25 protein-coding genes are annotated in these 22,720 nt (G+C 62.5%); 14 read left to right on the top strand and 11 right to left on the bottom strand.

Going from position 1 to position 22,720, the window contains the following annotated elements; all coding sequences use genetic code 11:
* Window positions 1-134 precede the first annotated feature (134 nt).
* A complete protein-coding gene (locus LAC81_RS18705; RefSeq protein ID WP_223725989.1) occupies window positions 135-2,138 on the bottom strand; it encodes a hydantoinase/oxoprolinase N-terminal domain-containing protein in 2,004 nt (667 codons plus the stop codon).
* Between the two features lie 91 nt (window positions 2,139-2,229).
* On the opposite strand from LAC81_RS18705, the gene LAC81_RS18700 reads away from it, so the two are divergent.
* Window positions 2,230-2,916 (top strand): hypothetical protein, encoded by a 687-nt coding sequence (locus LAC81_RS18700; protein WP_223725988.1) that lies wholly within the window; start codon window positions 2,230-2,232, stop codon window positions 2,914-2,916.
* Here the strand turns inward: LAC81_RS18700 and LAC81_RS18695 are convergent.
* The 5 genes from LAC81_RS18695 to hslV all read right to left on the bottom strand — a co-directional run bounded on the left by LAC81_RS18695 (window position 2,870) and on the right by hslV (window position 7,850).
* Window positions 2,870-4,264, bottom strand: a complete 1,395-nt coding sequence (locus LAC81_RS18695; RefSeq protein WP_223725987.1) for a cytochrome P450 — start codon at window positions 4,262-4,264, stop codon at window positions 2,870-2,872. The genes LAC81_RS18700 and LAC81_RS18695 overlap by 47 nt on opposite strands.
* 74 nt (window positions 4,265-4,338) lie before the next feature.
* Window positions 4,339-5,283, bottom strand: a complete 945-nt coding sequence (locus LAC81_RS18690) for a DUF1402 family protein (protein ID WP_223725986.1) — start codon at window positions 5,281-5,283, stop codon at window positions 4,339-4,341.
* Window positions 5,284-5,477: 194 nt separating this feature from the next.
* Window positions 5,478-6,782, bottom strand: a complete 1,305-nt coding sequence (hslU, locus tag LAC81_RS18685; RefSeq protein ID WP_223725985.1) for an ATP-dependent protease ATPase subunit HslU — start codon at window positions 6,780-6,782, stop codon at window positions 5,478-5,480.
* Window positions 6,779-7,303 (bottom strand): GNAT family N-acetyltransferase, encoded by a 525-nt coding sequence (locus tag LAC81_RS18680; RefSeq protein ID WP_223725984.1) that lies wholly within the window; start codon window positions 7,301-7,303, stop codon window positions 6,779-6,781. Before LAC81_RS18680 ends, hslU begins: the two co-directional genes overlap by 4 nt.
* The gene (gene hslV / locus LAC81_RS18675) at window positions 7,293-7,850 is read right to left on the bottom strand and encodes an ATP-dependent protease subunit HslV (protein WP_057252069.1); all 558 of its coding nucleotides are present in this window, start codon (window positions 7,848-7,850) and stop codon (window positions 7,293-7,295) included. Before hslV ends, LAC81_RS18680 begins: the two co-directional genes overlap by 11 nt.
* A 239-nt stretch (window positions 7,851-8,089) precedes the next feature.
* Here hslV and hisB point away from each other — a divergent pair, with 239 nt between their 5' ends.
* From hisB to coaA, 7 genes are read left to right on the top strand one after another with little or no spacing between them, the layout of a single operon-like run.
* Window positions 8,090-8,698 carry an imidazoleglycerol-phosphate dehydratase HisB gene (hisB, locus tag LAC81_RS18670; RefSeq protein ID WP_034802151.1) on the top strand — a complete coding sequence of 203 codons (609 nt, stop codon included), beginning with the start codon at window positions 8,090-8,092 and terminating at the stop codon, window positions 8,696-8,698.
* Window positions 8,699-8,722: 24 nt separating this feature from the next.
* Window positions 8,723-9,193, top strand: a complete 471-nt coding sequence (locus LAC81_RS18665; protein WP_223725983.1) for a DUF2628 domain-containing protein — start codon at window positions 8,723-8,725, stop codon at window positions 9,191-9,193.
* Window positions 9,193-9,843 (top strand): imidazole glycerol phosphate synthase subunit HisH, encoded by a 651-nt coding sequence (gene hisH, locus LAC81_RS18660; protein ID WP_223725982.1) that lies wholly within the window; start codon window positions 9,193-9,195, stop codon window positions 9,841-9,843. Before LAC81_RS18665 ends, hisH begins: the two co-directional genes overlap by 1 nt.
* Before the next feature lie 28 nt (window positions 9,844-9,871).
* The gene (hisA, locus tag LAC81_RS18655; RefSeq protein WP_113538244.1) at window positions 9,872-10,609 is read left to right on the top strand and encodes a 1-(5-phosphoribosyl)-5-[(5-phosphoribosylamino)methylideneamino]imidazole-4-carboxamide isomerase; all 738 of its coding nucleotides are present in this window, start codon (window positions 9,872-9,874) and stop codon (window positions 10,607-10,609) included.
* A 4-nt stretch (window positions 10,610-10,613) separates the two neighbouring features.
* Window positions 10,614-11,390: an imidazole glycerol phosphate synthase subunit HisF gene (gene hisF / locus LAC81_RS18650; RefSeq protein WP_223725981.1), complete on the top strand. Its 777-nt coding sequence runs from the start codon at window positions 10,614-10,616 to the stop codon at window positions 11,388-11,390.
* Window positions 11,391-11,405: 15 nt separating this feature from the next.
* Entirely contained in the window at window positions 11,406-11,729 is a 324-nt protein-coding gene (locus LAC81_RS18645; protein WP_113538246.1) for a phosphoribosyl-ATP diphosphatase, read from the top strand.
* On the top strand, window positions 11,726-12,718 hold the full coding sequence (gene coaA, locus LAC81_RS18640) for a type I pantothenate kinase (protein ID WP_113538247.1): 993 nt from the start codon (window positions 11,726-11,728) through the stop codon (window positions 12,716-12,718). The genes LAC81_RS18645 and coaA overlap by 4 nt, the downstream gene beginning before the upstream one ends.
* A 57-nt stretch (window positions 12,719-12,775) precedes the next feature.
* On the opposite strand, the gene LAC81_RS18635 is transcribed toward coaA, so the two are convergent.
* From LAC81_RS18635 to LAC81_RS18615, 5 genes are all read right to left on the bottom strand, one after another.
* The gene (locus LAC81_RS18635; RefSeq protein ID WP_223725980.1) at window positions 12,776-13,387 is read right to left on the bottom strand and encodes an alpha-ketoglutarate-dependent dioxygenase AlkB; all 612 of its coding nucleotides are present in this window, start codon (window positions 13,385-13,387) and stop codon (window positions 12,776-12,778) included.
* 12 nt (window positions 13,388-13,399) lie between these two features.
* A complete protein-coding gene (locus tag LAC81_RS18630) occupies window positions 13,400-13,837 on the bottom strand; it encodes a hypothetical protein (protein ID WP_223725979.1) in 438 nt (145 codons plus the stop codon).
* Window positions 13,838-13,839: 2 nt separating this feature from the next.
* The gene (gene lysM, locus LAC81_RS18625; protein WP_034802175.1) at window positions 13,840-14,313 is read right to left on the bottom strand and encodes a peptidoglycan-binding protein LysM; all 474 of its coding nucleotides are present in this window, start codon (window positions 14,311-14,313) and stop codon (window positions 13,840-13,842) included.
* 78 nt (window positions 14,314-14,391) lie between these two features.
* The gene (arfB, locus tag LAC81_RS18620; RefSeq protein WP_113538249.1) at window positions 14,392-14,826 is read right to left on the bottom strand and encodes an alternative ribosome rescue aminoacyl-tRNA hydrolase ArfB; all 435 of its coding nucleotides are present in this window, start codon (window positions 14,824-14,826) and stop codon (window positions 14,392-14,394) included.
* Between the two features lie 214 nt (window positions 14,827-15,040).
* Window positions 15,041-16,651, bottom strand: coding sequence for a phosphoenolpyruvate carboxykinase (locus LAC81_RS18615; protein WP_223725978.1), 1,611 nt, complete (start codon window positions 16,649-16,651; stop codon window positions 15,041-15,043).
* Between the two features lie 324 nt (window positions 16,652-16,975).
* On the opposite strand from LAC81_RS18615, the gene chvI reads away from it, so the two are divergent.
* The 6 genes from chvI (at window position 16,976) to ahcY (ending at window position 22,555) form a co-directional block, all read left to right on the top strand.
* A complete protein-coding gene (gene chvI / locus LAC81_RS18610) occupies window positions 16,976-17,701 on the top strand; it encodes a two-component system response regulator ChvI (RefSeq protein ID WP_113538278.1) in 726 nt (241 codons plus the stop codon).
* Window positions 17,702-17,901: 200 nt separating this feature from the next.
* A complete protein-coding gene (locus LAC81_RS18605; protein ID WP_113538251.1) occupies window positions 17,902-19,689 on the top strand; it encodes a sensor histidine kinase in 1,788 nt (595 codons plus the stop codon).
* Window positions 19,689-20,141 carry an HPr kinase/phosphorylase gene (locus tag LAC81_RS18600; RefSeq protein ID WP_223725977.1) on the top strand — a complete coding sequence of 151 codons (453 nt, stop codon included), beginning with the start codon at window positions 19,689-19,691 and terminating at the stop codon, window positions 20,139-20,141. The genes LAC81_RS18605 and LAC81_RS18600 overlap by 1 nt, the downstream gene beginning before the upstream one ends.
* 156 nt (window positions 20,142-20,297) lie before the next feature.
* A complete protein-coding gene (locus LAC81_RS18595) occupies window positions 20,298-20,699 on the top strand; it encodes a PTS sugar transporter subunit IIA (protein ID WP_065774303.1) in 402 nt (133 codons plus the stop codon).
* Complete coding sequence (locus LAC81_RS18590; RefSeq protein ID WP_113538254.1) at window positions 20,699-20,989, top strand: HPr family phosphocarrier protein; 291 nt, start codon at window positions 20,699-20,701, stop codon at window positions 20,987-20,989. Before LAC81_RS18595 ends, LAC81_RS18590 begins: the two co-directional genes overlap by 1 nt.
* A gap of 165 nt (window positions 20,990-21,154) precedes the next feature.
* Complete coding sequence (gene ahcY, locus LAC81_RS18585) at window positions 21,155-22,555, top strand: adenosylhomocysteinase (RefSeq protein WP_113538279.1); 1,401 nt, start codon at window positions 21,155-21,157, stop codon at window positions 22,553-22,555.
* Window positions 22,556-22,720 lie beyond the last annotated feature (165 nt).

The following is a 22,720-nucleotide window of genomic DNA, read 5'->3' as shown; positions in this document are numbered from 1 at the left end:
GTTGATCTTGCGCCTGAAGCGGGTCACGGACCAGCCCATGCGCAATACGCGCGTGAAACGGCCGCAGTTTCTCACCAATTCATTCCCTGTCAATTCTGCAAGGATGCGAAGAATTGTTTCCAAAATGGAAAAGATCAGCTGTGCGCGATGCGTGGACGACCGCTCGCGGACGCGATGAATCGTGCCTCGATCAGCTTGCGGCTGCCCTCGACTTCCGGCGCATCGATCTCCTCACGCAACAGCGACGCGGGATCGTCGGCGCCGTTGGTGCGCGCAGTCTCCAGCGCCACCGCCTCCGCCCGCCGACGTGCAGCGTCGAAAGCCTTTTCCTGATCGAGAAAGCGCTCGCTGGCTCCGGCACCGTTGACGACAAAAATGCCCTCCTCCGGCATCGTGACGAAAACCGTCACCGTGGCGCTCACCTGGCCGACCACGGCGCCAACCGCATTGGCGACGCCGGCCTCTTCGGGAATGGCGGCTTCGGTTCCGAGCATTTCAGCAATAGCCGGGTAATAGACCGGCGCCGAAGCACCGAGGCCGACCAGGGGGCGGTCGAGGCCGAGCGAGAAACGGACGATGCCGGGCGTCCGGGTCAGCGCACGATCGACGGCCTGCGAAACCGCGGGATCGATAGCGCCGGCGCCATCCTCGCCAAGGCAGGCCTGCAGAATGACTTCGGAGGATTGCCGCGTCAGCCGATCGACGATCATCTGGGCCATCGCTTCCGGAGACGACGCGATCGGCTGGCCGGAGCCGTCGCGGGTGCGAGCCGCAAGCTGAATGCCAAGCTCGGCCGCCTCAAGGTTCCATTGCGATTGCCGGCCGAGGACATGCATGGCGTCCGACGGCGTCAGACCGCAGATATGGACGAGCCCGCGCCCCACCAGCCGGTCGAGCGTCGCCTTCTGCGGGGTCGAGACCAGCAGCGTCTCCAGCGCAACCGGAACCGCACCGATACGCTCATAGAGCGCCTGCTCCTGCGGTTGCAGGCCGCTTGCGAGGTAATCCGGCAGCCCCGTGCGGACCGCAAAGCGGCCATTGTGGCGCCCGGTATGCTGGGCGCGCATCTGTTTTTCGAGCACAGAGATAACGGCGTCGCCATGAAGAGCGGCGGCAAGGCTGAGCGGCATCAGCCGGCGTGGTCCGAGATCGATCTTCGCCTTCAGGCCGCGGTCGTTGATGCGCACTTCCGAATCGCCGCCGAGGCCATAGGTCCGCATCGCAACCGCCTCGACCATGGTGCGAAAACCACCGACGACGGCGCCTTCGGCATCGAGTCGCGGCCGACCGCCGTCGAGAACTGCGACATCGGTGGTGGTGCCGCCAATATCGGAGACCACCGCATTGTCGAGACCGGTCAGATGCCTTGCGCCGACGAGGCTTGCCGCCGGACCGGAGAGGATCGTTTCGATCGGCCGCAGCCGCGCTTCTTCCGCCGAGATCAGGGCGCCGTCACCGCGCACCACCATCATCGGCACATCGATCCCGCGCGCCTTCAGGAAGCCTTCGCAGGAGCCGATCAGCCGGTCGATCATCGAGACGAGGCGCGCATTGAGCAGCGTCGTCAGCGCGCGGCGCGGGCCTCCGAGTTTAGAGGACAGCTCGTGGCTGCAGGTGACCGGCAGGTGCGAGACTTCGCGAATGCGATCCCGCACCCGCCTTTCATGATCCGGATTGCGAACGGCGAAGTAGCCGGCAATGGCGAAGGAGGAGACCTGGCCGGCAAGTACCGGCAGGGCAGCGTCGAGTTCGCTCATGTCGAGCGGGGTCTCGCCGCCATGCACATTATGGCCACCCGGCAGGAAGATCACAGGATCGGAGCCGAGCGCTTCCAGGAGACCATCGCGCTTCAGATCCTCTGGGCCGAAGCCGATCATGACGAGGCCGGCGCGACCGCCCTGCCCTTCGACGAGGGCGTTGGTGGCCAGCGTCGTCGACAGCGAGACCATGCTGATCGCGGAAACCGGCACTTTCGCCTGTTCAAGTACCGCTTCGACCGCGCCGGAGATACCGACTGCGAGGTCATGGCGGGTCGTCAGGGCCTTGGCCTTGGCGACGACCCCTTGCGTTTCCGAGAAGAGAGCAGCGTCGGTGTAGGTGCCGCCGGTGTCGATGCCGAGAAGAAAATGAGAGGTCAATTCGCGCAGTCCGGAATTCGCGCGGGGCGCAAGGCCCCGGGTTCAATGGGGATCGATGCGGTGATATGACATATTTCAATAGAAAACCATCGTGCCGCAGACATCGATGATCAACTGGGCGACACGGATCAAAAGATCGGGACACCTGCGCATGCTCGAAGGCCGCCGTCCGTCTATACTCGCCTGGCTCCTGTCAGCCGCCGTCCTCTGGTTACCGACGGGGGCCGCTCAAGCGCAGGATGCCGAAGACGAGTATAAGCCGCAACTGCCCGATGTCGCGATCTACAAGGCGATGCTGGACGCCAACAAGCAGACCGGCTGGGTGCAGTTTCGCGACTATGACGACCGGCAGCTGGTGTACTTCACCGCATTGCAGACGATGCATTGCCGGCTATCGGAAATCCGCTACTCGATCAATTCGGACGCGCTCGACCAGCGCTTTCCGCTGGCGAAGTGCAATCCGCAGATCCCCTTCAACCTGCCGGCCGACGAGACAGCCGAGTATGTCTACATCTCGCTGCCGGCCGACACCGCGAAGACACTGACGATCCAGGCGGTGTGGGACGATGGCGCCGGAAGCGAGATCGTCGTCTACAAGCCCTGCGACAATGTCGGCGACGCCACTTGCGCCCAGATCAAGACGATCAAGAAGCCGTCGAAGATGCTGCAGCAGCCGAAGCCGGCAGACTCGCCGGTGCGCTCCGTCCAGTCGCCAATCCCCGGCAAGACCTTCAGCGAACCGAAACCTTCATCGGCAACCCGCCCCGCGGTTGAGTAGTGAGCCGCTGCACCGGCCAGGGATTGGTTTCCTCGGTCGGATCGAAACGGTAGCGGTGCATCATCACCGCGAGCGCGATCACCGCTTCCTGCAGCGCGAAGGTCGCGCCGATGCAGACGCGCGGGCCGGCGCCGAAGGGCAGATATTGATAGCGGTGCAGCTTCTCACGGTTTTCCGGCAGGAAGCGCTCGGGCATGAACGCGCGGGGCTTATCCCAGTAAAGCACGTGGCGATGCAGCGTCCAGGGCATGATCAGCACCGCGATCCCCTTGGGGATGCGCACCCGCTCGCCGGACGGAGCGGTCCACTCGTCCTCCTCGATCGCGGCACGGTTGATCGACGGCGCCGGCGGATAGAGCCGCATCGCCTCCTCGAAGGCGGCGAGCACATGCGGCATCAGGCCGAGCCAGTCGACCGGCTCCGCACCGCTTGCAATCGCCGCATCGATCTCGGCTTCCATGATCTCGCGATAGGCGGGCGTATTGGCGACGCAATAGAGCGTCCAGGCGAGCGCCCGAGCGGTCGTCTCATGCCCGGCGCCGATGAAGGTGAGGATATTGTCCTCGATCTCGGCCGTCGAAAGCCCCTGGCTGCCCTCGATCTGCAGAAGCAGAGTCAGAAAATCCTGCGGCGTCCGTTCGGGATTCTCCACCATCTTGCGACGACGCAGCGCCATGGTCTCGGAGACGATCGAGCGGAAACGGTTCATCACCTTCTTGCCACCGATGCGCGTCGGGCGCGGAACCCATTCCGGCGCGAGCAGGATGTCCATCGGGTCGACGCGGCCCATGCGGTGCAGCAGCTCCTCGACGCTCTGGACGAAGCCATCCCGCTCGACGGCGACCTCGCCCGAAAACAGCGTTTCGGCCAGGATGTCGAATGTCAGTTCCGTCATGTCGTTGGCGACATTGGTCGTGAACGGAGCCTTCCTGGCTCCGGCGTAGCGCTCGACGAATGCTTCGGCGCTCCGCAGCATCTGGCCGGCAAAACCCTTGGCGTGGCGCGGCGTGAACACCGGCGCCATGGCCTTGCGCGAACGCTTCCAGACCTCGCCTTCGGCCGTCAGCAGGCCGTCACGCAGGATCGGCCTGAGGATCAGCCGGCGCACCTTCGACATCTCGTAGTTGCTGACATTGTCGACGAGGATATGACGGATGAGGCCGGGATCGTTGACGATCAGGGTGCGCTGGGTGACGAACTTCGTCTCGATCCAGGGCAACGTATAGGACGGCTCGCCCCATAGCTCGAGCGGATTGCGCAAGACCGTCCTGATGATCTTCAGGTAGGAAGGGATGCCCACGCGAGGAACGGGAGCCGGCGGTTCGAAGGGCTCCGGACGCATGTCCATGGTGATTGCCTTTCTCGATTGCGCCAATGATTTCAGGTTTTTACGGCGCAATCAAGGAAAGTGCTTCACGTGAATCACAGCAAGCTTTCGAGCTCCGAAAGCTTGTCGTTGACGAGCCAGCCGTAATAGTTCTCCTCCGGCCATTGCGCCTGGCCGCTCTGGATCTTGGCGGCAAGCGCTGCGGCGCGACCGTCCGGGTTGCCGACATTGTAGAGCGTCGCTGTCACCCCGGGATTGTTGGAGATATCGACACCGGCGATCGATTTGTAGACGTCGATCGAATGGCGGATCGAGGCCGCCATATAGGCGAGCGACACATCCGGATCCATGATCGCCTCATAGACGCCGGCGGCATTCTTTTCGTCGAGTTGCTCATAGCCCGAGGTCTTGGCAACGATGTCGGTCAGCATCAGTGCGGTCAGCGGGTTGATCTGGCCGAGGCCGAAGGTCTGGCCAGCGAAGAACGGCTGGAAGAAGACGGCGCTGAAGCGGTTGTTCGGGAAGGACTTGCCGCCCACCGATTTGCCGCGGAACTCATTGTTCCAGACGCGTTCGCGGCAGCTCCAGAGCGCATAGGCGCCCTTCTTGGCGCCGCACTCGGCAAATTGCGGGCGCGCCACGAATTCGGTGACGGTTTCACCGTCGTAGCCGAACTGGAAGCTGTTGCCGGCATAGGCAGCCGCCTTGACGTAGTAGGACTGCAGCCGGTCGTAGGCATCGACGTTGTAGGTGTGCTCGCCGACGATGGCGCCGACCATATGGATCGGGGCGATGCCATAGGCGCGCGACACGGACTTGATCTTGCTCATCAGCTGCTTGTCGGTCGCAAGCAGATCGCGGACTTTCTCGAACTTGGCGTCGAAGGAGGTGCGGCCGGCCTTGGTGCGGCGCACGGATGCACCGGGGATACCGGGCTGCTCGACATTGCGGTTTCCCGGCGGAACGGCGGTCGCTGCGATTGACTGGCTTGCGGTCAGGCAAAACGTGGCGATAGCGAGCATGCAGGCGGTGAAACGCACGATCTCTTCTTCCTATGACTGGTGGAGGCTGCCTTGGTCGGCGGGGCGGCTCCTACGCCAAGATCATGTCGGAAAAATGCCCGAACCACGATCGGTGACCGTCTCCGTGTTAGAAAAAATGAGGCCGCCTGTCGAGAGACAGGCGGCCTGCACATTCAGGGTTGCGGGCGTTTGCATGACCTACGACCGAAATGTCACAGGATGTAGCGCGACAGATCGGTATTGGCGGCGAGATCGCCGACATGCTTGCGCACATATTCGGCGTCAATCGTCACCTCGTGGCCGGCACGGTCGGGCGCATTGAACGAGATTTCGTCCAACACACGCTCCATCACCGTCTGCAGCCGGCGGGCGCCGATGTTCTCGACAGTGGCGTTCAGCTGTACCGCGACATCGGCGAGCGCATCGATCGCATCGTCGGTGAAGTCGAGCTTGACCTCTTCAGTATCCAGGAGCGCCTTGTACTGGCGGATGAGGCTTGCCTCGGTCTCCGTCAGGATGCGGCGGAAGTCTTCCTTGGTCAGCGCACGAAGCTCGACGCGGATCGGCAGACGGCCCTGCAATTCCGGCAGCAGGTCCGAGGGCTTGGCCACGTGGAAGGCGCCGGACGCGATAAAGAGGATGTGGTCGGTCTTGACCGGCCCATACTTCGTCGCGACGGTCGTACCTTCGACGAGCGGCAGCAGGTCCCGCTGCACGCCTTCGCGTGATACGCCCGCACCCATGCCGCCCTCGCGCGAGGCGATCTTGTCGATCTCGTCGAGGAAGACGATGCCGTCGTCCTCGACCGCTTTCATGGCCTCGCGCTGGATCTGCTCGTTGTCGAGCAGCTTATCGGACTCGTCGTCGATCAACATGCCATAGGAAGCCTTGACGGTCGTCTTGACCTTCTTGGTGCGACCGCCCATTGCCTTGCCGAACATTTCCGAGAGGTTCAGGACGCCGATATTGGCGCCGGGCATGCCCGGAATCTCGAAGCCGCCGGGCGCACCGCTCTCGGCGATGTCGATCTCGATTTCCTTGTCGTCGAGTTCGTTGGCGCGGAGCTTCTTGCGGAACGAATCCCGCGTCGCTGGTGACGCCGTGGCGCCGACCAACGCGTCGAGCACGCGCTCTTCAGCATTCTGGTGGGCCTTCGCCTTGACCTCGGCGCGGCGCTTTTCGCGCACGAGACCGATACCAACCTCGACGAGATCGCGGATGATCTGCTCGACGTCGCGGCCGACATAACCGACCTCGGTGAACTTGGTCGCCTCGACCTTGACGAAGGGCGCACCGGCGAGCTTGGCCAGGCGCCTCGAAATCTCGGTCTTGCCGACACCCGTCGGGCCGATCATCAGGATGTTCTTCGGCATCACCTCGTCGCGCAGTTCATCACCGAGCTGCTGGCGGCGCCAGCGGTTGCGCAGCGCGATGGCCACGGCGCGCTTTGCGTCGTTCTGGCCGATGATGAAACGGTCGAGTTCCGACACGATTTCTCTGGGTGAAAACGTACTCATGTAGTCCTCTCAAACTCGGTCCGCGTCAACTCCATCAGGAGCGTGCGGCCGGATGCATCAATCCATTCTGCATAGGGCACGAAACCGGCCTTGGCGTAGGCGCTGACCGCCCGACGGTTGCCGGCATCGGGGTCGATCACGACGCGCGGCGCGCCGGCGGCAAAGAGCCGCTCGGCAAAGGCCCTGACCGCCAGCGACGCGACGCCCCTGCCTGTCAGTTCCGCCGGGCCGATGAAGATGTCGATACCGGGCACATCGTCCGGCATGTCCTTCGCCCAGGGCTCGTCGTCCGGGTACTGGGCCGGCACCCACGACTGGATATAGCCCGCCGGCTCGCCGGCCACGTGGAAGATGAAGCCTTCCACTTCTCCAGTGGCACAGCCCTCGCGGATCAGCTCCACTTCCTTATCCGGATCGCCCCACCATTGCCGCACATGCGGTTCGCTCAGCCAGGCATGCAGTAGCGGCAGGTGGCTATTGGCCACCGGCACGAAACTGACATGCGCGGGCTCATTCGGCATCCAGCGTCTCCACCACGATATTGTGGTTCGTATAGACGCAGATGTCACCGGCGATCTGCAGCGCCCTACGGGCGATATCCTCGGCCGACTTGTCGCTGTCCATCAGGGCGCGGGCCGCCGCAAAGGCGTAGTTGCCACCCGATCCGATGGCGATGGTGCCGTGCTCGGGTTCGAGAACGTCGCCATTGCCGGTGATCGCCAGCGTGATCGACTTGTCGGCCACCAGCATCATCGCTTCGAGATTGCGCAGATACTTGTTGGTGCGCCAGTCCTTGGCAAGCTCGACGGCGGCGCGCATCAGCTGGTCGGGATATTGCTCGAGCTTGGCCTCAAGCCGTTCCAGCAGCGTGAAGGCATCGGCGGTGGCGCCGGCAAAGCCGGCAATGACGTCACCCTTGGCGAGGCGCCGCACCTTGCGCGCGTTGCTCTTCATCACGGTCTGGCCGAGGCTCACCTGGCCGTCGCCGGCCATGACCACCTTGCCATCCTTGCGTACCGTGATGATGGTCGTCGCATGCATCGTTCCGTAGGGATTATGTTCGCTCATGAAGTTACCTGTCGGCCCCTGATACATGGGGGCGTTTACTGGGGCGTTGCGGCTCGTGACACGAGCCTGGTTGCTTGAGGCCTATGTAAGTACGGCAGACACGTTTGCAAATGGCAACAGGCCGTGGGCGCAATCTTCGTTCGGCACCCCCCGTCCGATGATTCGAATCGACCGCTCGGTTCTGGATATTTCAGCTTTTGCCTGATAAGGAGCCGCGTCAGCGCATACAGGAGAGCCCGATGGCAGAAGCCACGTCCAGCCGCACCGCAGAAGTTTCGCGAAAGACCAACGAAACCGCGGTATCCGTATCGGTCAACATCGACGGTACCGGGATCGCCAAGATCTCGACCGGCGTCGGTTTCTTCGACCATATGCTGGACCAGCTCGCCCGCCATTCGCTGATCGACATGGAGATCAAGACGGACGGCGACCTGCATGTCGACGACCACCATACGGTCGAAGACACCGGCATTGCCATCGGCCAGGCCATCGCCAAGGCGCTCGGCGACCGGCGCGGCATCACCCGCTACGCCTCACTCGACCTTGCCATGGACGAGACGATGACGCGCGCGGCGGTCGATGTTTCCGGCAGGCCGTTCCTCGTCTGGAACGTGACGTTCACCTCGCCGAAGATCGGCACCTTCGACACGGAACTCGTGCGCGAATTCTTCCAGGCACTCGCCCAGCACGCCGGGATCACGCTGCATATCCAGAACATCTACGGCGCCAACAACCATCATATCGCCGAGACCTGCTTCAAGTCCGTCGCCCGCGTGCTCCGCACCGCAACCGAAATCGACCCGCGCCAGGCCGGCCGCGTTCCCTCGACCAAGGGGACCCTTGCCTAAGCGGCCAGTCACTGGCTTTGACTCATGGCTTCTTACATGATCCTCACCCCGCCGGGTGCGCGCGCCGACGACGAGCGGGCACGTTTCGTCGCCGACGGTTTCTCCTGGGGCGCATTTCTCTTCCCGGCGCTCTGGCTTCTCTTCAAGCGCCAATGGGTAATCGGAATCGCAGTTGCTGTTCTGCAGATTTCGTTAATCTCCCTGTCGAGCCTGTCAGGCGGCTTCCTCGCATCGGTGCTGGTGCAGCTCGCGCTGCGACTGCTCGTTGCCCTCGAAGGACCGGTTCTGGTGGCACGCAGCCTGACGGCCCGAGACTGGACGCTGCGCTCCATCGTTCCGGCGCCCAATCTCGCGGCCGCCGAAGAGATCTACTTCACAAGCGTGGCTTCGAGCGAGACCAGGCCCACCCCCCCTTCCCCGGCCGACTGGACCGCGCGCAAGCCCTCAGGTGGCGGCACCGGCCTCGGCCTTTTTGATTCCTACGGAGAACGCTGATGCGCGTCGCCATCATCGATTACGGCTCGGGCAACCTGCGCTCGGCCACAAAGGCCTTTGAACGGGCCGCCCGCGAAGCCGGTATTTCGGCCGAGATCGACCTTACCGACAGGCCGGAACGGGTGGCGAGCGCCGACCGCATCGTGCTTCCGGGCGTCGGCGCCTATGCCGACTGCCGCCGCGGCCTTGCCGCCGTCGATGGTATGGAACAGGCGCTGACGGAAGCGGTGGAACAGGCCGGCCGCCCCTTCCTCGGCATCTGCGTGGGCATGCAGTTGATGTCGTCGCGCGGGCTGGAAAAGACCATCACCCATGGTTTCGGCTGGATCCCCGGCGATGTCGTCGAAATGACACCTACCGACACCGCGCTGAAGATCCCGCAGATCGGCTGGAACACGCTGAAGCTCAAGCGCGAGCACCCGCTGTTTGACGGCATCCGTGTTGGCGAAACCGGTCTGCATGCCTATTTTGTGCATTCGTATCACCTGGCCGCCGAGAACGCCGCCGACGTGGTCGCCGAGGCGGACTACGGCGGACCCGTCACGGCTTTCGTTGCCAACGGCAACAAGGCGGGCTCGCAATTCCACCCGGAAAAGAGCCAGGCGCTCGGCCTTGCCCTCATCTCGAATTTCCTGCGCTGGAAGCCCTGAGCTTTCGCACGACTGATTGGACAAACCCATGATCCTTTTTCCCGCGATCGACCTGAAAGACGGGCAATGCGTGCGCCTGAAGCTCGGCGACATGGACCAGGCGACAGTTTACAACCCCGACCCGGCGGCCCAGGCCCGCGCCTTTGAAGACCAGGGCTTCGAGTGGCTGCACGTCGTCGACTTGAACGGTGCCTTTGCCGGTGAGACGGTCAACGGTGCCGCCGTAGACGCCATCCTCAAGGCGACCAAGAATCCGGTGCAGCTCGGCGGCGGCATCCGCACGCTCGAGCACATCGAAAACTGGCTGTCGCGCGGGCTTGCCCGCGTCATCCTCGGCACCGTCGCTGTGCGTGACCCGGCGCTCGTCATCGAAGCCTGCGCCAAATTCCCGGGCAAGGTCGCCGTCGGCATCGACGCCAAGGGCGGCAAGGTCGCCGTCGAAGGCTGGGCCGAGGCCTCCGAGCTCGGCGTGATCGAGCTTGCCAAGAAGTTCGAGGGCGCCGGCGTCTCGGCGATCATCTATACCGACATCGACCGCGACGGCATCCTGACGGGCATCAACTGGGCCTCGACCCTGGAACTCGCGGACGCGGTTTCCATTCCTGTCATCGCATCGGGCGGTCTCGCCTCGATGGACGACATCCGCCGGATGGTCGAGCCGGACGCACGCAAGCTCGAAGGTGCCATCTCCGGCCGCGCGCTCTATGACGGCCGCATCGACCCGCAGGAGGCGCTGGACCTGATCCGCGCTGCGAGAAAGGCTTGAAACCATGACGCTTAAAGCCCGCGTTATCCCCTGCCTCGACGTCAAGGACGGCCGTGTCGTCAAGGGCGTCAACTTCGTCGACCTGATCGACGCCGGTGACCCGGTGGAGGCGGCCCGCGCCTATGACGCTGCCGGCGCCGACGAGCTCTGCTTCCTCGACATCACCGCGTCCTCGGACAATCGCGAGACGATCTTCGACGTCATCGCCCGCACGGCCGAACAGTGCTTCATGCCGCTGACGGTTGGCGGCGGCGTGCGCCAGGTTTCCGACATCCGCAAGCTGCTTCTGGCCGGCGCCGACAAGGTGTCGATCAACACGGCTGCCGTGAAGAACCCGGACTTCGTCGCTGAAGCGGCCGACAAATTCGGCAACCAGTGCATCGTCGTCGCCATCGACGCCAAAAAGGTCTCTGCCGATGGCGAAGCGGATCGCTGGGAGATATTCACCCATGGCGGACGCCAGCCGACCGGCATTGACGCGGTCGACTTTGCCCGCCGGGTCGTCGATCTCGGCGCTGGCGAGATCCTATTGACCTCGATGGACCGTGACGGCACGAAGAGCGGCTACGATATCGCGCTTACCCGCGCCGTTGCCGATGCGGTCCGCGCGCCGGTGATTGCGTCCGGCGGCGTCGGCACGCTCGACCACATGGTCGCCGGTATCAAAGACGGCCATGCTACCGCCGTGCTCGCCGCCTCGATCTTCCACTTCGGCACCTATAGCATTGGCGAAACCAAGCGCTATATGGCCGAGCATGGCATCGCCATGCGCCTCGACTGAGCTTCAGGATCTTCCATGGCTGACTTCACACTTTCCGATCTCGAGGCCATCGTCGCGACACGCGCGCAGGCTGCCCCGGACCAATCCTGGACGGCAAAGCTGGTCGCGGGCGGCCAGCCGAAGGCGGCCAAGAAACTGGGCGAGGAAGCGGTCGAGACGGTGATCGCGGCCATCAGCAACGACCGCGCGAATCTCGTCGCCGAAAGCGCCGATCTCATCTATCATCTGATGGTCGTATTGAAGATCGCCGACGTTCCGTTGCAGGATGTGCTGAACGAACTTGCGCGGCGGACGCAGCAATCTGGCCTGCAGGAAAAGGCAAATCGGCAGAATCCATGACGATAGTGGCGAAAGACATCGAACCGGCCGACCTGCCCGATAACCCACAGAAGCAGGATTATTCGCCCTATCATTTCTTCACCGCCGAGGAATGGTCGCACTTTCGCGCCGATACGCCGCTGACGCTGACGGCCGACGAGGTACAGCGGCTGCGCTCGCTGAACGACCCCGTCGATCTCGGGGAGGTCCGGCAGATTTACCTGTCGCTGTCACGCCTGCTCTCGACCCATGTGGAATCGTCGCAGATGCTCTTCGAGCAACGCAAGCGCTTCCTCAGCATGTCCGAGACCAAGACCCCCTTCGTCATCGGCATTGCCGGTTCGGTCGCCGTCGGCAAGTCGACGACGGCTCGTATTCTCGCGCAGCTATTGTCACGCTGGCCGTCGAGCCCGAAGGTCGACCTGGTGACGACCGACGGCTTCCTTTATCCGAACGCCGTGCTCCAGCGCGAAAACATGATGGACCGCAAGGGGTTTCCGGAGAGCTACGACGTCGGCGCACTCCTGCGCTTCCTTTCGGCGATCAAAGCCGGCCAGCTGAACGTCAGGGCACCCAGCTATTCGCACCTGACCTATGACGTGCTTCCGGATCAGTTCACCGTCATCGATCGGCCGGATATCCTGATCTTTGAAGGCATCAACGTTCTGCAGTCACGCAACCTGCCGGCTGACGGGAAGATCGTGCCGATGGTCTCGGATTTCTTCGACTTCTCGATCTATATCGATGCCGAGGAAAGCCTGATCCACAGCTGGTACGTCAACCGCTTCATGCGGCTGCGCGAAACCGCCTTCAAGAACCCGGAATCCTACTTCCATCGCTACGCGACGATCAGCGAGGATGCCGCCCGCGCCATAGCCGAAGGCCTGTGGCACAACATCAACCTGAAGAACTTGCACCAGAACATCCTGCCGACGCGCCCGCGCGCCGACCTGATCCTGCAGAAGGGCCCGAACCACCTGACGGAGAAGGTGGCGCTCAGGAAGCTCTGAGCTTTTCGGCCCGAAGCAAGTTCAGGAAAAGGGTGAAACGGTTTTCCATCCAGTTGGTCACGGATTGACGCGGCGCAGCGTCAGATTGACCCGGCCGCCATTCTTCAGCAGCGTCGACGTATTCGGATAGATGCGGTCGACGCCATGGAAGGCGAGCCGCCCTTCCCCACCGAGCACGACGACATCACCGCTTTCGAGGCGGAAAGACATCGTCTGGCCGCCGCGCGTATTGCCGCCGACACGAAAGAGGCAGCTGTCGCCAAGCGAAATCGAGACAACGGCGGTTTCGAGGTCGCGCTCGTCGCGGTCCTGATGCAGGCCCATGCGGGCTTCCTCGGAGTAGAAGTTCACAAGGCAGGCTTCCGGCGTCTTGTTGCTGGCGGAAACCGCGTTCCAGATATCGAGTAGCACATCCGGCATTGGCGGCCAGGGGCGACCGGTCAAAGGATGCTGAGCCTGGTAACGATAGCCGCGATCGCGGTCCGTAACCCAGCCGAGCGCGCCGCAATTGGTCATCCGCACCGACATGGGTTTGCCGGTCTTCGGCATCTCCGGCACGAAGAGCGGCGCTTCGGCGACGACGAGGCGGATTGCCTCGACCAGTTGTTCCTGCCGGGCGCGATCAAGATAGCCCGGAATATGTCTGACCCCTTTCGGGAGCACCTGCATGAGAGGCAGTCCTTATTGTTCCAGGCCGAGAAGTGCCGCGGGAACGCCATAGCGAAGCGGCCAGCCCGCATAGGCGACATCCGTCGGCCCGACGACGTGATCGACCAGGTTCCAGCGGCCATTCTGGAAACTGACGAGTGCAAACACCGTCAGACCATCCATCATGTCGGCTTCGTCGCGCAACCCGGTTTGCGTAAGGTTGATCGTCCCTCCGCCCGGACGCTGCGGCTCGACCTGCATGAAGGCCCAGTTGGGCGCCGCGCGCATGGTCGTGACCACGAATTCGACGGGGCCACGCATCTCAGCCTCCACCGCCGGGCGGATGGCATCAAGGATGGCTGCGCGCTCGGCGCTGCCCTTGGCGGGCTCGCGGAAGGGCTGCGCCAAACAAGCGCCGGCAAGCCAGAGACCCGCCAGCGCTGCAATTGCAGATGAACGTCTGAAGGACACGCTCAGGCCGCATCCAGATCCGGAATGCGCAAAACCTGGCCGGGATAGATCTTGTCGGGATGCGTCAGCATCGGCTTGTTGGCTTCGAAGATGACCGTGTGCTTGGCGCCCTTGCCCTTGCCGTACTGCGCTTCGGCGATCTTCCAGAGATTGTCGCCCTTCTTGACGGTATAGAACACGGGCTCCTTCGCCGGAGCGGGTGCAGCACCGGCATCGGCGACCTTGAGTTCGGAGGCCTCCACAGCCGAGACGCCGAGCGTGTTGCCGACGGCAACGACTGCCTTTTCGAAGACGCTCTGATCCTTCACGACACCCTTCAGCACGACCTTGTCACCGGCCACTTCGACCTGCACGTCCTTGGTGCCGAGATCGTGCGACGCAAGCTCCTTCTGAACGCTTTCGGCATCCGGAGCGTCGTCATCGCCACCGATGCCGAGCTTCTTGCCGGCGTTCTTGATAAAGCTGAAAAGACCCATGAATATCTCCTTTTGTGAAAACGCTGCTCGATAAGAGAGGGCGCCGCCTGGCAAAGGCAAGGGAGCGGCAGAAAGAAATCAGTCCCCGCCCGGCCGGCCTCGGAGCTTCTTGATCTCGCCACGACCGGACTTTTCCTTCAGGCGCCGCTCGACGGAACCGCGGGTCGGTTTCGTCTTCTTGCGCGGCGGCGGTGGCGGCTCGGCGGCCTTGAGAATCAGTTCCTTCAGCCGCTCGCGGGCATCCTCTCGGTTGCGCTCCTGGCTGCGAAAACGGCTGGCTTCGATCATCAGCACGCCTTCTTTCGAGGCGCGACGGCCGGCAATCTTCAGGGCATTGGCCTTGATGCGATCGGAGAGTGCCGGAGAAGCCTGGACGTTGAAGAACAGCTGAACGGCGGTCGACACCTTGTTGACGTTCTGTCCGCCCGGCCCGCCGGCCAGCACGAATTGCTCCGTCAGCTCCCAGCCGGCGATGACGATATTGTCGTTTATGTAGAGCGGGTCGCTGGCCATGGTTCACCTCGGCCCGATCTATGGCACAGAGCGAACCCGTTGAAAACACTACGGGCGTCGCGCGTCTCATCAGACGCGCAAAGGGCGCCGGAGCACTTTGACAGCTGTATATGTTCCCTCAAATCGAAGAGGAATCTAAGGGGCATACAGCAGGCGCGAACGCGAAAACCCGGCCACAAGGACCGGGTTTCACGTGAATCATAGCCGACGATCTTTATTCGGCGGCGATTTTGGTGCCGGGAGCCGCGTCGCGAACGCTGCCATCCACATGGCTCTCGAACTTGGCGAAGTTCGTGATGAACATGTCTACGAGGCGGCGTGCCTGTGCATCGTAGGCTGCACCGTCGGCCCAGGTCGAGCGCGGATCGAGGATGCCGTCGTCGACGCCCGGGACCGAGACCGGAACGGCGAAACCGAAGTTGCCGTCGGTGCGCAGTTCAGCGGCGTTCAGCGAACCGTCAAGTGCGGCGGCAAGCAGAGCGCGCGTCACCTTGATCGGCATGCGGCTGCCGGTGCCGTAGGCGCCACCGGTCCAGCCGGTGTTGACCAGCCAGCAGGTGACGCCGTTCTTGGCGATCAGATCCTTCAGCAGGTTGCCATATTCCGACGGGTGGCGCGGCATGAACGGTGCGCCGAAGCAGGTCGAGAAGGTGGCTTCCGGCTCGGTGACGCCCTTTTCCGTGCCGGCAACCTTGGCGGTGTAGCCGGAAAGGAAGTGGTACATCGCCTGTTCCGGCGTCAGCTTGGCAATCGGCGGCATCACGCCGAAGGCATCGGCGGTCAGCATGATGATGGTGCGCGGCTGAGGTGCAGTGCCGGTGGCGCTGGCGTTCGGGATGAAATCGAGCGGATAGGCGCAGCGGGTGTTTTCCGTCAGCGAACCATCGTCGAAATCAGGAAGGCGGCGTTCGTCGAGAACGACGTTTTCCATGACGGTGCCGAAACGGCGGGTCGTCGCATAGATTTCCGGCTCGGCAGCTTCAGACAGACGGATCGCCTTGGCGTAGCAGCCGCCTTCGAAGTTGAAGACGCCCTGGTCGCCCCAGCCGTGCTCGTCGTCGCCGATCAGCGTGCGGGTCGGATCAGCCGAAAGCGTCGTCTTGCCGGTGCCGGAGAGGCCGAAGAAGATCGCCGTGTCGCCTTCCGGACCAACATTTGCCGAGCAATGCATCGGCATGACGCCCTTCTTGGGCAGCAGGTAATTGAGAACCGTGAAGACGGACTTCTTCATCTCGCCGGCGTAGGACGTGCCGCCGATGAGGATCAGGCCGTTGGTGAAATCGCAGGCGATGACGGTCTCGGTACGGCAGCCGTAGCGCTCCGGATCAGCCTTGAAGCTCGGCAGATCGATGATCGTCAGCTTCGGCAGGAAGGATCCGAGGGCTTCGCGGGCCGGGCGGATCAGCAGATTGCGGATGAACAGCGAATGCCAGGCATATTCGGTGACGACGCGGGTCGGCAGAGCGTTATCGGCGTCGGCACCGCCAACGAGATCCTGCACGTAGAGCGACATGCCCTTGGCGTGATCGAGCATGTCCTGGCGGAGCAGCGCAAAATGCTCCGGTGACATCGGCTTGTTGTTGTCCCACCAGATCTGGTCGTCAGTGTTCGCATCGCGAACCACGAACTTGTCCTTCGGCGAACGGCCGGTGTGCTGGCCGGTACGGGCGACGAGTGCTCCGTGTGCCGTCAGCTCAGCCTCGCCGCGGCGAAGAGCTTCCTCATAAAGCTCTGCGGCTTCGAGGTTGTACCGAACCGTTTCGAGGTCGATAAAGCCGAGTTTTTCCAAGCCGTTCGCGAGATTGCGAGTGCCGAGTTGCTCCATGGTCAAGCTTCCTTCGTGTTTGGCCATTGGCGTTGAATTTCGCCGGACCTTACTTGCATGCTCGCTCAAAAACAAGGCGGCGTCAAAAAAAGAATAATGATTTCAGTATATTAATCGATTTAAAGAAAATTATCGTTTTTTTAATCGGTTGAATTCGGCCTGCAAAACACCGAACTGAGGGGAGCTATCCTATCGTCACGACAGGTGCTTTTTGGGCTTCGCCACAATTTGTTCCACCTTTATACTCACTAACGCACCCGTGACTCGCGAATGCCGGAGTTTTCGGGGACGAGACCGGCACCTCAAAAGACGGAGTTGAACACGATGCAGACCATCGCGCTTGTCGATGATGACCGGAATATTCTGACGTCCGTATCCATCGCCCTGGAGGCGGAGGGCTACAAGGTCGAGACCTATACCGACGGTGCTTCCGCGCTCGAGGGCCTGCTTGCCCGGCCGCCGCAACTTGCGATTTTCGACATCAAGATGCCGCGCATGGACGGCATGGAACTGTTGCGCCGCCTGAGACAGAAGTCCGACCTCCCAGTGATTTTCCTCACCTCCAAGGATGAAGAGATCGACGAACTCTTCGGTCTGAAGATGGGCGCCGACGATTTCATCACCAAGCCGTTCTCGCAGCGCCTGCTGGTCGAACGGGTCAAGGCGATCTTGCGTCGGGCTGCAAACCGCGAGGCCGCGGCCGCCAACCCGACCAACACCACGAAGGCTTCCGATGCACCCTCGCGCTCGCTGGAGCGCGGACAGCTGGTGATGGACCAGGAGCGCCACACCTGCACCTGGAAGAACGAGCCGGTGACGCTGACGGTGACCGAATTCCTCATCCTCCACTCGCTTGCCCAACGCCCGGGCGTGGTGAAGAGCCGCGACGCACTGATGGACGCGGCCTATGACGAGCAGGTCTATGTCGACGACCGCACCATCGACAGCCACATCAAGCGGCTGCGCAAGAAGTTCAAGATGGTCGACAACGACTTTGATATGATCGAGACGCTTTACGGTGTCGGTTACCGTTTCCGGGAGACCGCCTGAGCCGCAGGGCTTGCCATCGCTCCCATAGTGGCGCATTTGAAGCGTCGCTACGGTGAGCGTGGCCGACGGCCTCCTTTGAAGCTCGCCGCGTTCTCCGCCGTCTTTGGACCGGAACGATAAAGACAGCGGCGACGCGACCGGCAGCGGCCGCCGTCGCAATCGAACAAACGTGAAGGACAGTCCGCGCGGGAGCGGGACATTTGGTAGAAGTCTTGCAGGGCGACATCGAAGACAGTGACGGGCGTGCGCAGGCACAGCAGGGTCAGCGCCGCTGGGCACATCCCTTCACGCTGATTCGCCGACTGTTCGGCAATGCCGTCTTCTCGAGCCTGACGCGCCGCATCGTCTTCTTCAACCTGGTGGCACTTGTCGTCCTCGTCGGCGGCATCATGTACCTCAACCAGTTCCGCGAGGGGCTGATCGATGCGCGCGTCGAGAGCCTGCTGACCCAGGGCGAAATCATCGCCGGCGCCATCTCGGCATCAGCCTCGGTCGATACCAACTCGATCACCATCGATCCCGAAAAGCTGCTGGAGCTGCAGGCTGGCCAGAGCATTACGCCGCTGCCGAGCGACGAGGATCTCGACTTCCCGATCATCCAGGAACGCGTCGCACCGGTCCTGCGCCGGCTGATCTCACCGACACGTACCCGAGCCCGGCTTTTCGACGCGGATGCCGACCTGCTGCTCGATTCGCGACACCTCTATAGCGGCGGCCAGGTGCTGCGCTTCGACCTGCCGCCGATCGAGCCGGAATCGACGGGCATTGCCGAGAAGCTCAACAGCTGGCTGAACAAGCTGCTCCAGCCCGGCAATCTGCCGCTCTACAAGGAACCGCCCGGCGGCAACGGCTCGATCTACCCTGAGGTCACCAACGCGCTGACCGGCGTGCGCGGCTATGTGGAGCGCGTGACCGAGAAGGGTGAGCTCATCGTTTCGGTGGCCGTTCCCGTGCAGCGCTTCCGCGCCGTTCTCGGCGTACTCCTGCTTTCGACGCAGGCCGGCGACATCGACAAGATCGTTCAGGCGGAACGGCTCGCCATCATCCGCGTCTTCGGCGTGGCTGCCCTCGTCAACATCATCCTGTCGCTGCTTCTGTCTTCGACAATTGCCAATCCGCTCCGGCGCCTGGCGGCCGCGGCCGTTCGCGTGCGTCGCGGCGGCGCCAAGGAGCGCGAGGAAATTCCTGACTTCTCCTCCCGCCAGGACGAGATCGGCAACCTTTCCGTCGCACTGCGCGAGATGACGACCGCGCTCTACGACCGGATCGCGGCGATCGAGGCCTTCGCAGCCGACGTCAGTCACGAACTGAAGAACCCCCTTACCTCGCTGCGCAGCGCCGTCGAGACGCTGCCGTTGGCGCGGACCGACGAATCCAAGAAGCGCCTGATGGACGTCATCCAGCATGACGTCCGCCGCCTCGATCGCCTGATCAGCGATATCTCGGACGCCTCGCGGCTCGACGCCGAACTTGCGCGTAGCGACGCCAAGATCATCGATCTGGAGAAGCTTCTCGGCGATCTCGTCGATATCTCGCGCCAGGTCCGCAGCAAGAAGAAGACGGTGTTGCTCGACTTCGTCATCGACCGCAAGGACAGCCCCAAGGCCCGTTTTGCCGTCAGCGGCTATGAGTTGCGCATCGGGCAGATCATCACCAACCTGATCGAGAATGCCCGCTCGTTCGTTCCCGAAGACAGCGGCCGGATCGTCGTCCGCCTGACACGGTCGCGGTCGCGCTGCCTCGTCTATATCGAGGACAACGGCCCCGGCATCCAGGCGGAAGACATCGACCGCATTTTCGAGCGCTTCTACACCGATCGGCCGGAAGGCGAGGACTTCGGCCAGAACTCGGGCCTCGGTCTGTCGATTTCCAGGCAGATCGCCGAAGCCCATGGCGGCACACTGAAGGCGGAGAACATCATCGCCCAGGACGGCCATGTCAGCGGTGCGCGCTTCATCCTGTCGCTTCCCGCCGAGCCGCACGCGTGATGGAGCGCACCAATATCCACGGCACTGCCATCGTGCTCGGGACGCGCGGCTTCCTGATTACGGGCTCTTCCGGTATCGGCAAATCCAGGCTGGCGCTCGCATGCATTACCGCCGCACGACAGGCCGGTCACTTCGCGGCTCTCGTCGCCGACGATCGGGTGGATCTGAGCCTGGAACACGACAGGATCGTTGCGCGCTGCCCCCCGTCCATCCACGGCCTCATCGAAATCCGCGGCGCCGGCATCGGCAAGATCGAAACCGTGCCTGCCGCGGTGATGGACTGGGCCCTGCTCCCCATCAGCGCCCCTTTCGACCCGCGCCTACCGCCGGAAGACGAGATGCTGTCCCTACCATTCGGGCGAGTACTTCCGATTGTTCGCGTTCCCGTTGAAGATGGTGCCCAAGCTCTCGATATTTTGCGGGCGCTCATCGCTGAAAAAATAGGATTCTAGCTCGATTTACCGTCAGCGCGACTGGTTTTTCGGCATTTTTGGCTTGCACTTCCCCTTTTCCTTGCCAAGATGGCCGCCCCAACAGGTGGACGAAATTGCTGCATTGCGATATCTGGCCATCAGTGAATTGCGTGTGCAGTTGGAGCGAAGATACACATGATCGGACTTGTGCTTGTCACTCATGGCAAGCTGGCTGAGGAATTTCGACTTGCGCTTGAGCATGTCGTCGGTCCGCAAAAAGCTATAGAGACCGTCTGCATCGGCCCCGAGGACGACATGGACCAGCGTCGGCAGGATATCCTCGACGCCGTCACCAATGTCGACGAGGGCAATGGCGTCATCATCCTGACCGACATGTTCGGCGGAACGCCCTCCAACCTCGCCATATCGGTGATGCGCAGCGGTACCGTCGAAGTGATTGCCGGCGTCAATCTGCCAATGCTGATCAAGCTTGCCGGCGTTCGCGGCGAGAGCGACATGGACAAGGCGCTGGTCGAGGCTTCGGAAGCCGGACGGAAATACATCAACGTCGCCAGCCGCGTCCTGAGTGGCAAGTAATGGATCATCGCCCCGACATGTCGCTGACGCGCGAACTGCTGATCATCAACAAGCGAGGCCTGCATGCGCGGGCGTCGGCAAAGTTCGTGCAGACGGTCGAAGCCTATGACGCCGAGATCACCGTGTCGAAGGACGGCATGACGGTCGGCGGAACGTCGATCATGGGATTGATGATGCTGGCCGCCAGCACCGGCTGCAGCGTGTGCGTGACCGCCAGCGGCACGCAGGCCGAGGAGGCGTTGAACGCGCTCGACGCCCTGGTCGCCGACAAGTTCGGCGAAGAAATGTAACGGACAATATAAAGATATAAAGACTTCTTTATGTCGATATTGCCCTCTCCCCTGATTCCTGATAGATCGGTCGCACTCTCACCGTGTCGGTAAGCGCGGGAGGCATAATCGCGCCGCAGTTCGGTTGAAGCCATGCGGCTTGAAGAGATCAGCCCGGAGAATTCCATGACCACCACTCAGGACTATATCGTCGCCGACATCGGTCTCGCCGATTTCGGGCGCAAGGAAATTGCGATCGCCGAAACGGAAATGCCGGGCCTGATGGCCTGCCGCGAAGAGTTCGGCGCTTCCAAGCCGCTAAAGGGCGCGCGCATCACCGGCTCGCTGCACATGACCATCCAGACCGCCGTTCTGATCGAGACGCTGGTCGCTCTCGGCGCCGACGTGCGCTGGGCCTCGTGCAACATCTTCTCGACCCAGGACCATGCCGCTGCCGCGATCGCCGCGAGTGGCGTCCCCGTTTTCGCCGTGAAGGGTGAGACGCTCGAAGAATATTGGACCTACACGGACAAGATCTTCCAGTGGGCCGACGGCGGCGTCTCGAATATGATCCTCGACGACGGCGGCGACGCCACCATGTACATCCTGCTCGGCGCCCGCGCCGAAGCCGGTGAAGACGTTCTCTCGAATCCGAGCTCCGAGGAAGAAGAGATCCTCGTCGCGCAGATCAAGAAGCGCCTTCAGGCTTCGCCGGGCTGGTTCACCAAGCAGCGCGACGCCATCAAGGGCGTTACCGAAGAAACCACCACCGGTGTCAACCGTCTGTACCAGCTCCAGGCAAAGGGCCTGCTGCCGTTCCCGGCGATCAACGTCAACGACTCGGTCACCAAGTCGAAGTTCGACAACAAGTACGGCTGCAAGGAATCGCTGGTCGACGGCATCCGCCGCGGCACCGACGTGATGATGGCCGGCAAGGTCGCCGTCGTCTGCGGTTACGGCGACGTCGGCAAGGGTTCGGCAGCATCGCTCGCCGGCGCAGGCGCGCGCATCAAGGTCACCGAAGTCGACCCGATCTGCGCACTGCAGGCTGCCATGGACGGCTATGAAGTCGTTCAGCTCGAAGACGTCGTCTCCAGCGCAGACATCTTCATCACGACGACCGGCAACAAGGACGTCATCCGCATGGACCACATGCGCGAGATGAAGGACATGGCGATCGTCGGCAACATCGGCCACTTCGACAACGAGATCCAGGTCTCGGCACTGCGCAACCTGAAATGGACGAACATCAAGCCGCAGGTCGACATGATCGAGTTCCCGAAGGGCAACCGCATGATCCTGCTCTCGGAAGGCCGCCTGCTGAACCTCGGCAACGCTACCGGCCACCCGTCCTTCGTCATGTCGGCCTCGTTCTCCAACCAGGTCCTGGCGCAGATCGAACTCTTCACCAAGGGCGCGAGCTACAAGAACGAAGTCTACGTCCTGCCGAAGGCGCTCGACGAAAAGGTCGCTCGCCTGCACCTGAAGAAGCTCGGCGCCAAACTCACCGAGCTTTCCGAAGAACAGGCCGACTACATCGGCGTGAAGACGCAGGGCCCGTTCAAGGCTGAGCACTACCGGTACTAATCGTTACCCGGGCAATCCACAACATCTTGTGGGCGCGTTCTTGACAAGAGAGCGCGGCCGCTTTTTTGGGCCTCTCCCTTCCCGACGATTCGACTAGGAAGTATGCTCTAACCCATTGATTCGTGATGCCGGTGCGGACCTTGGGCATCGCGGATGGGATGTCTT

The sequence above is a fragment of the Ensifer adhaerens genome, assembly GCF_020035535.1.
In the GTDB taxonomy this organism is placed as follows: Bacteria; Pseudomonadota; Alphaproteobacteria; order Rhizobiales; family Rhizobiaceae; genus Ensifer.
This window is presented reverse-complemented; position numbering and strand designations above follow the sequence as displayed.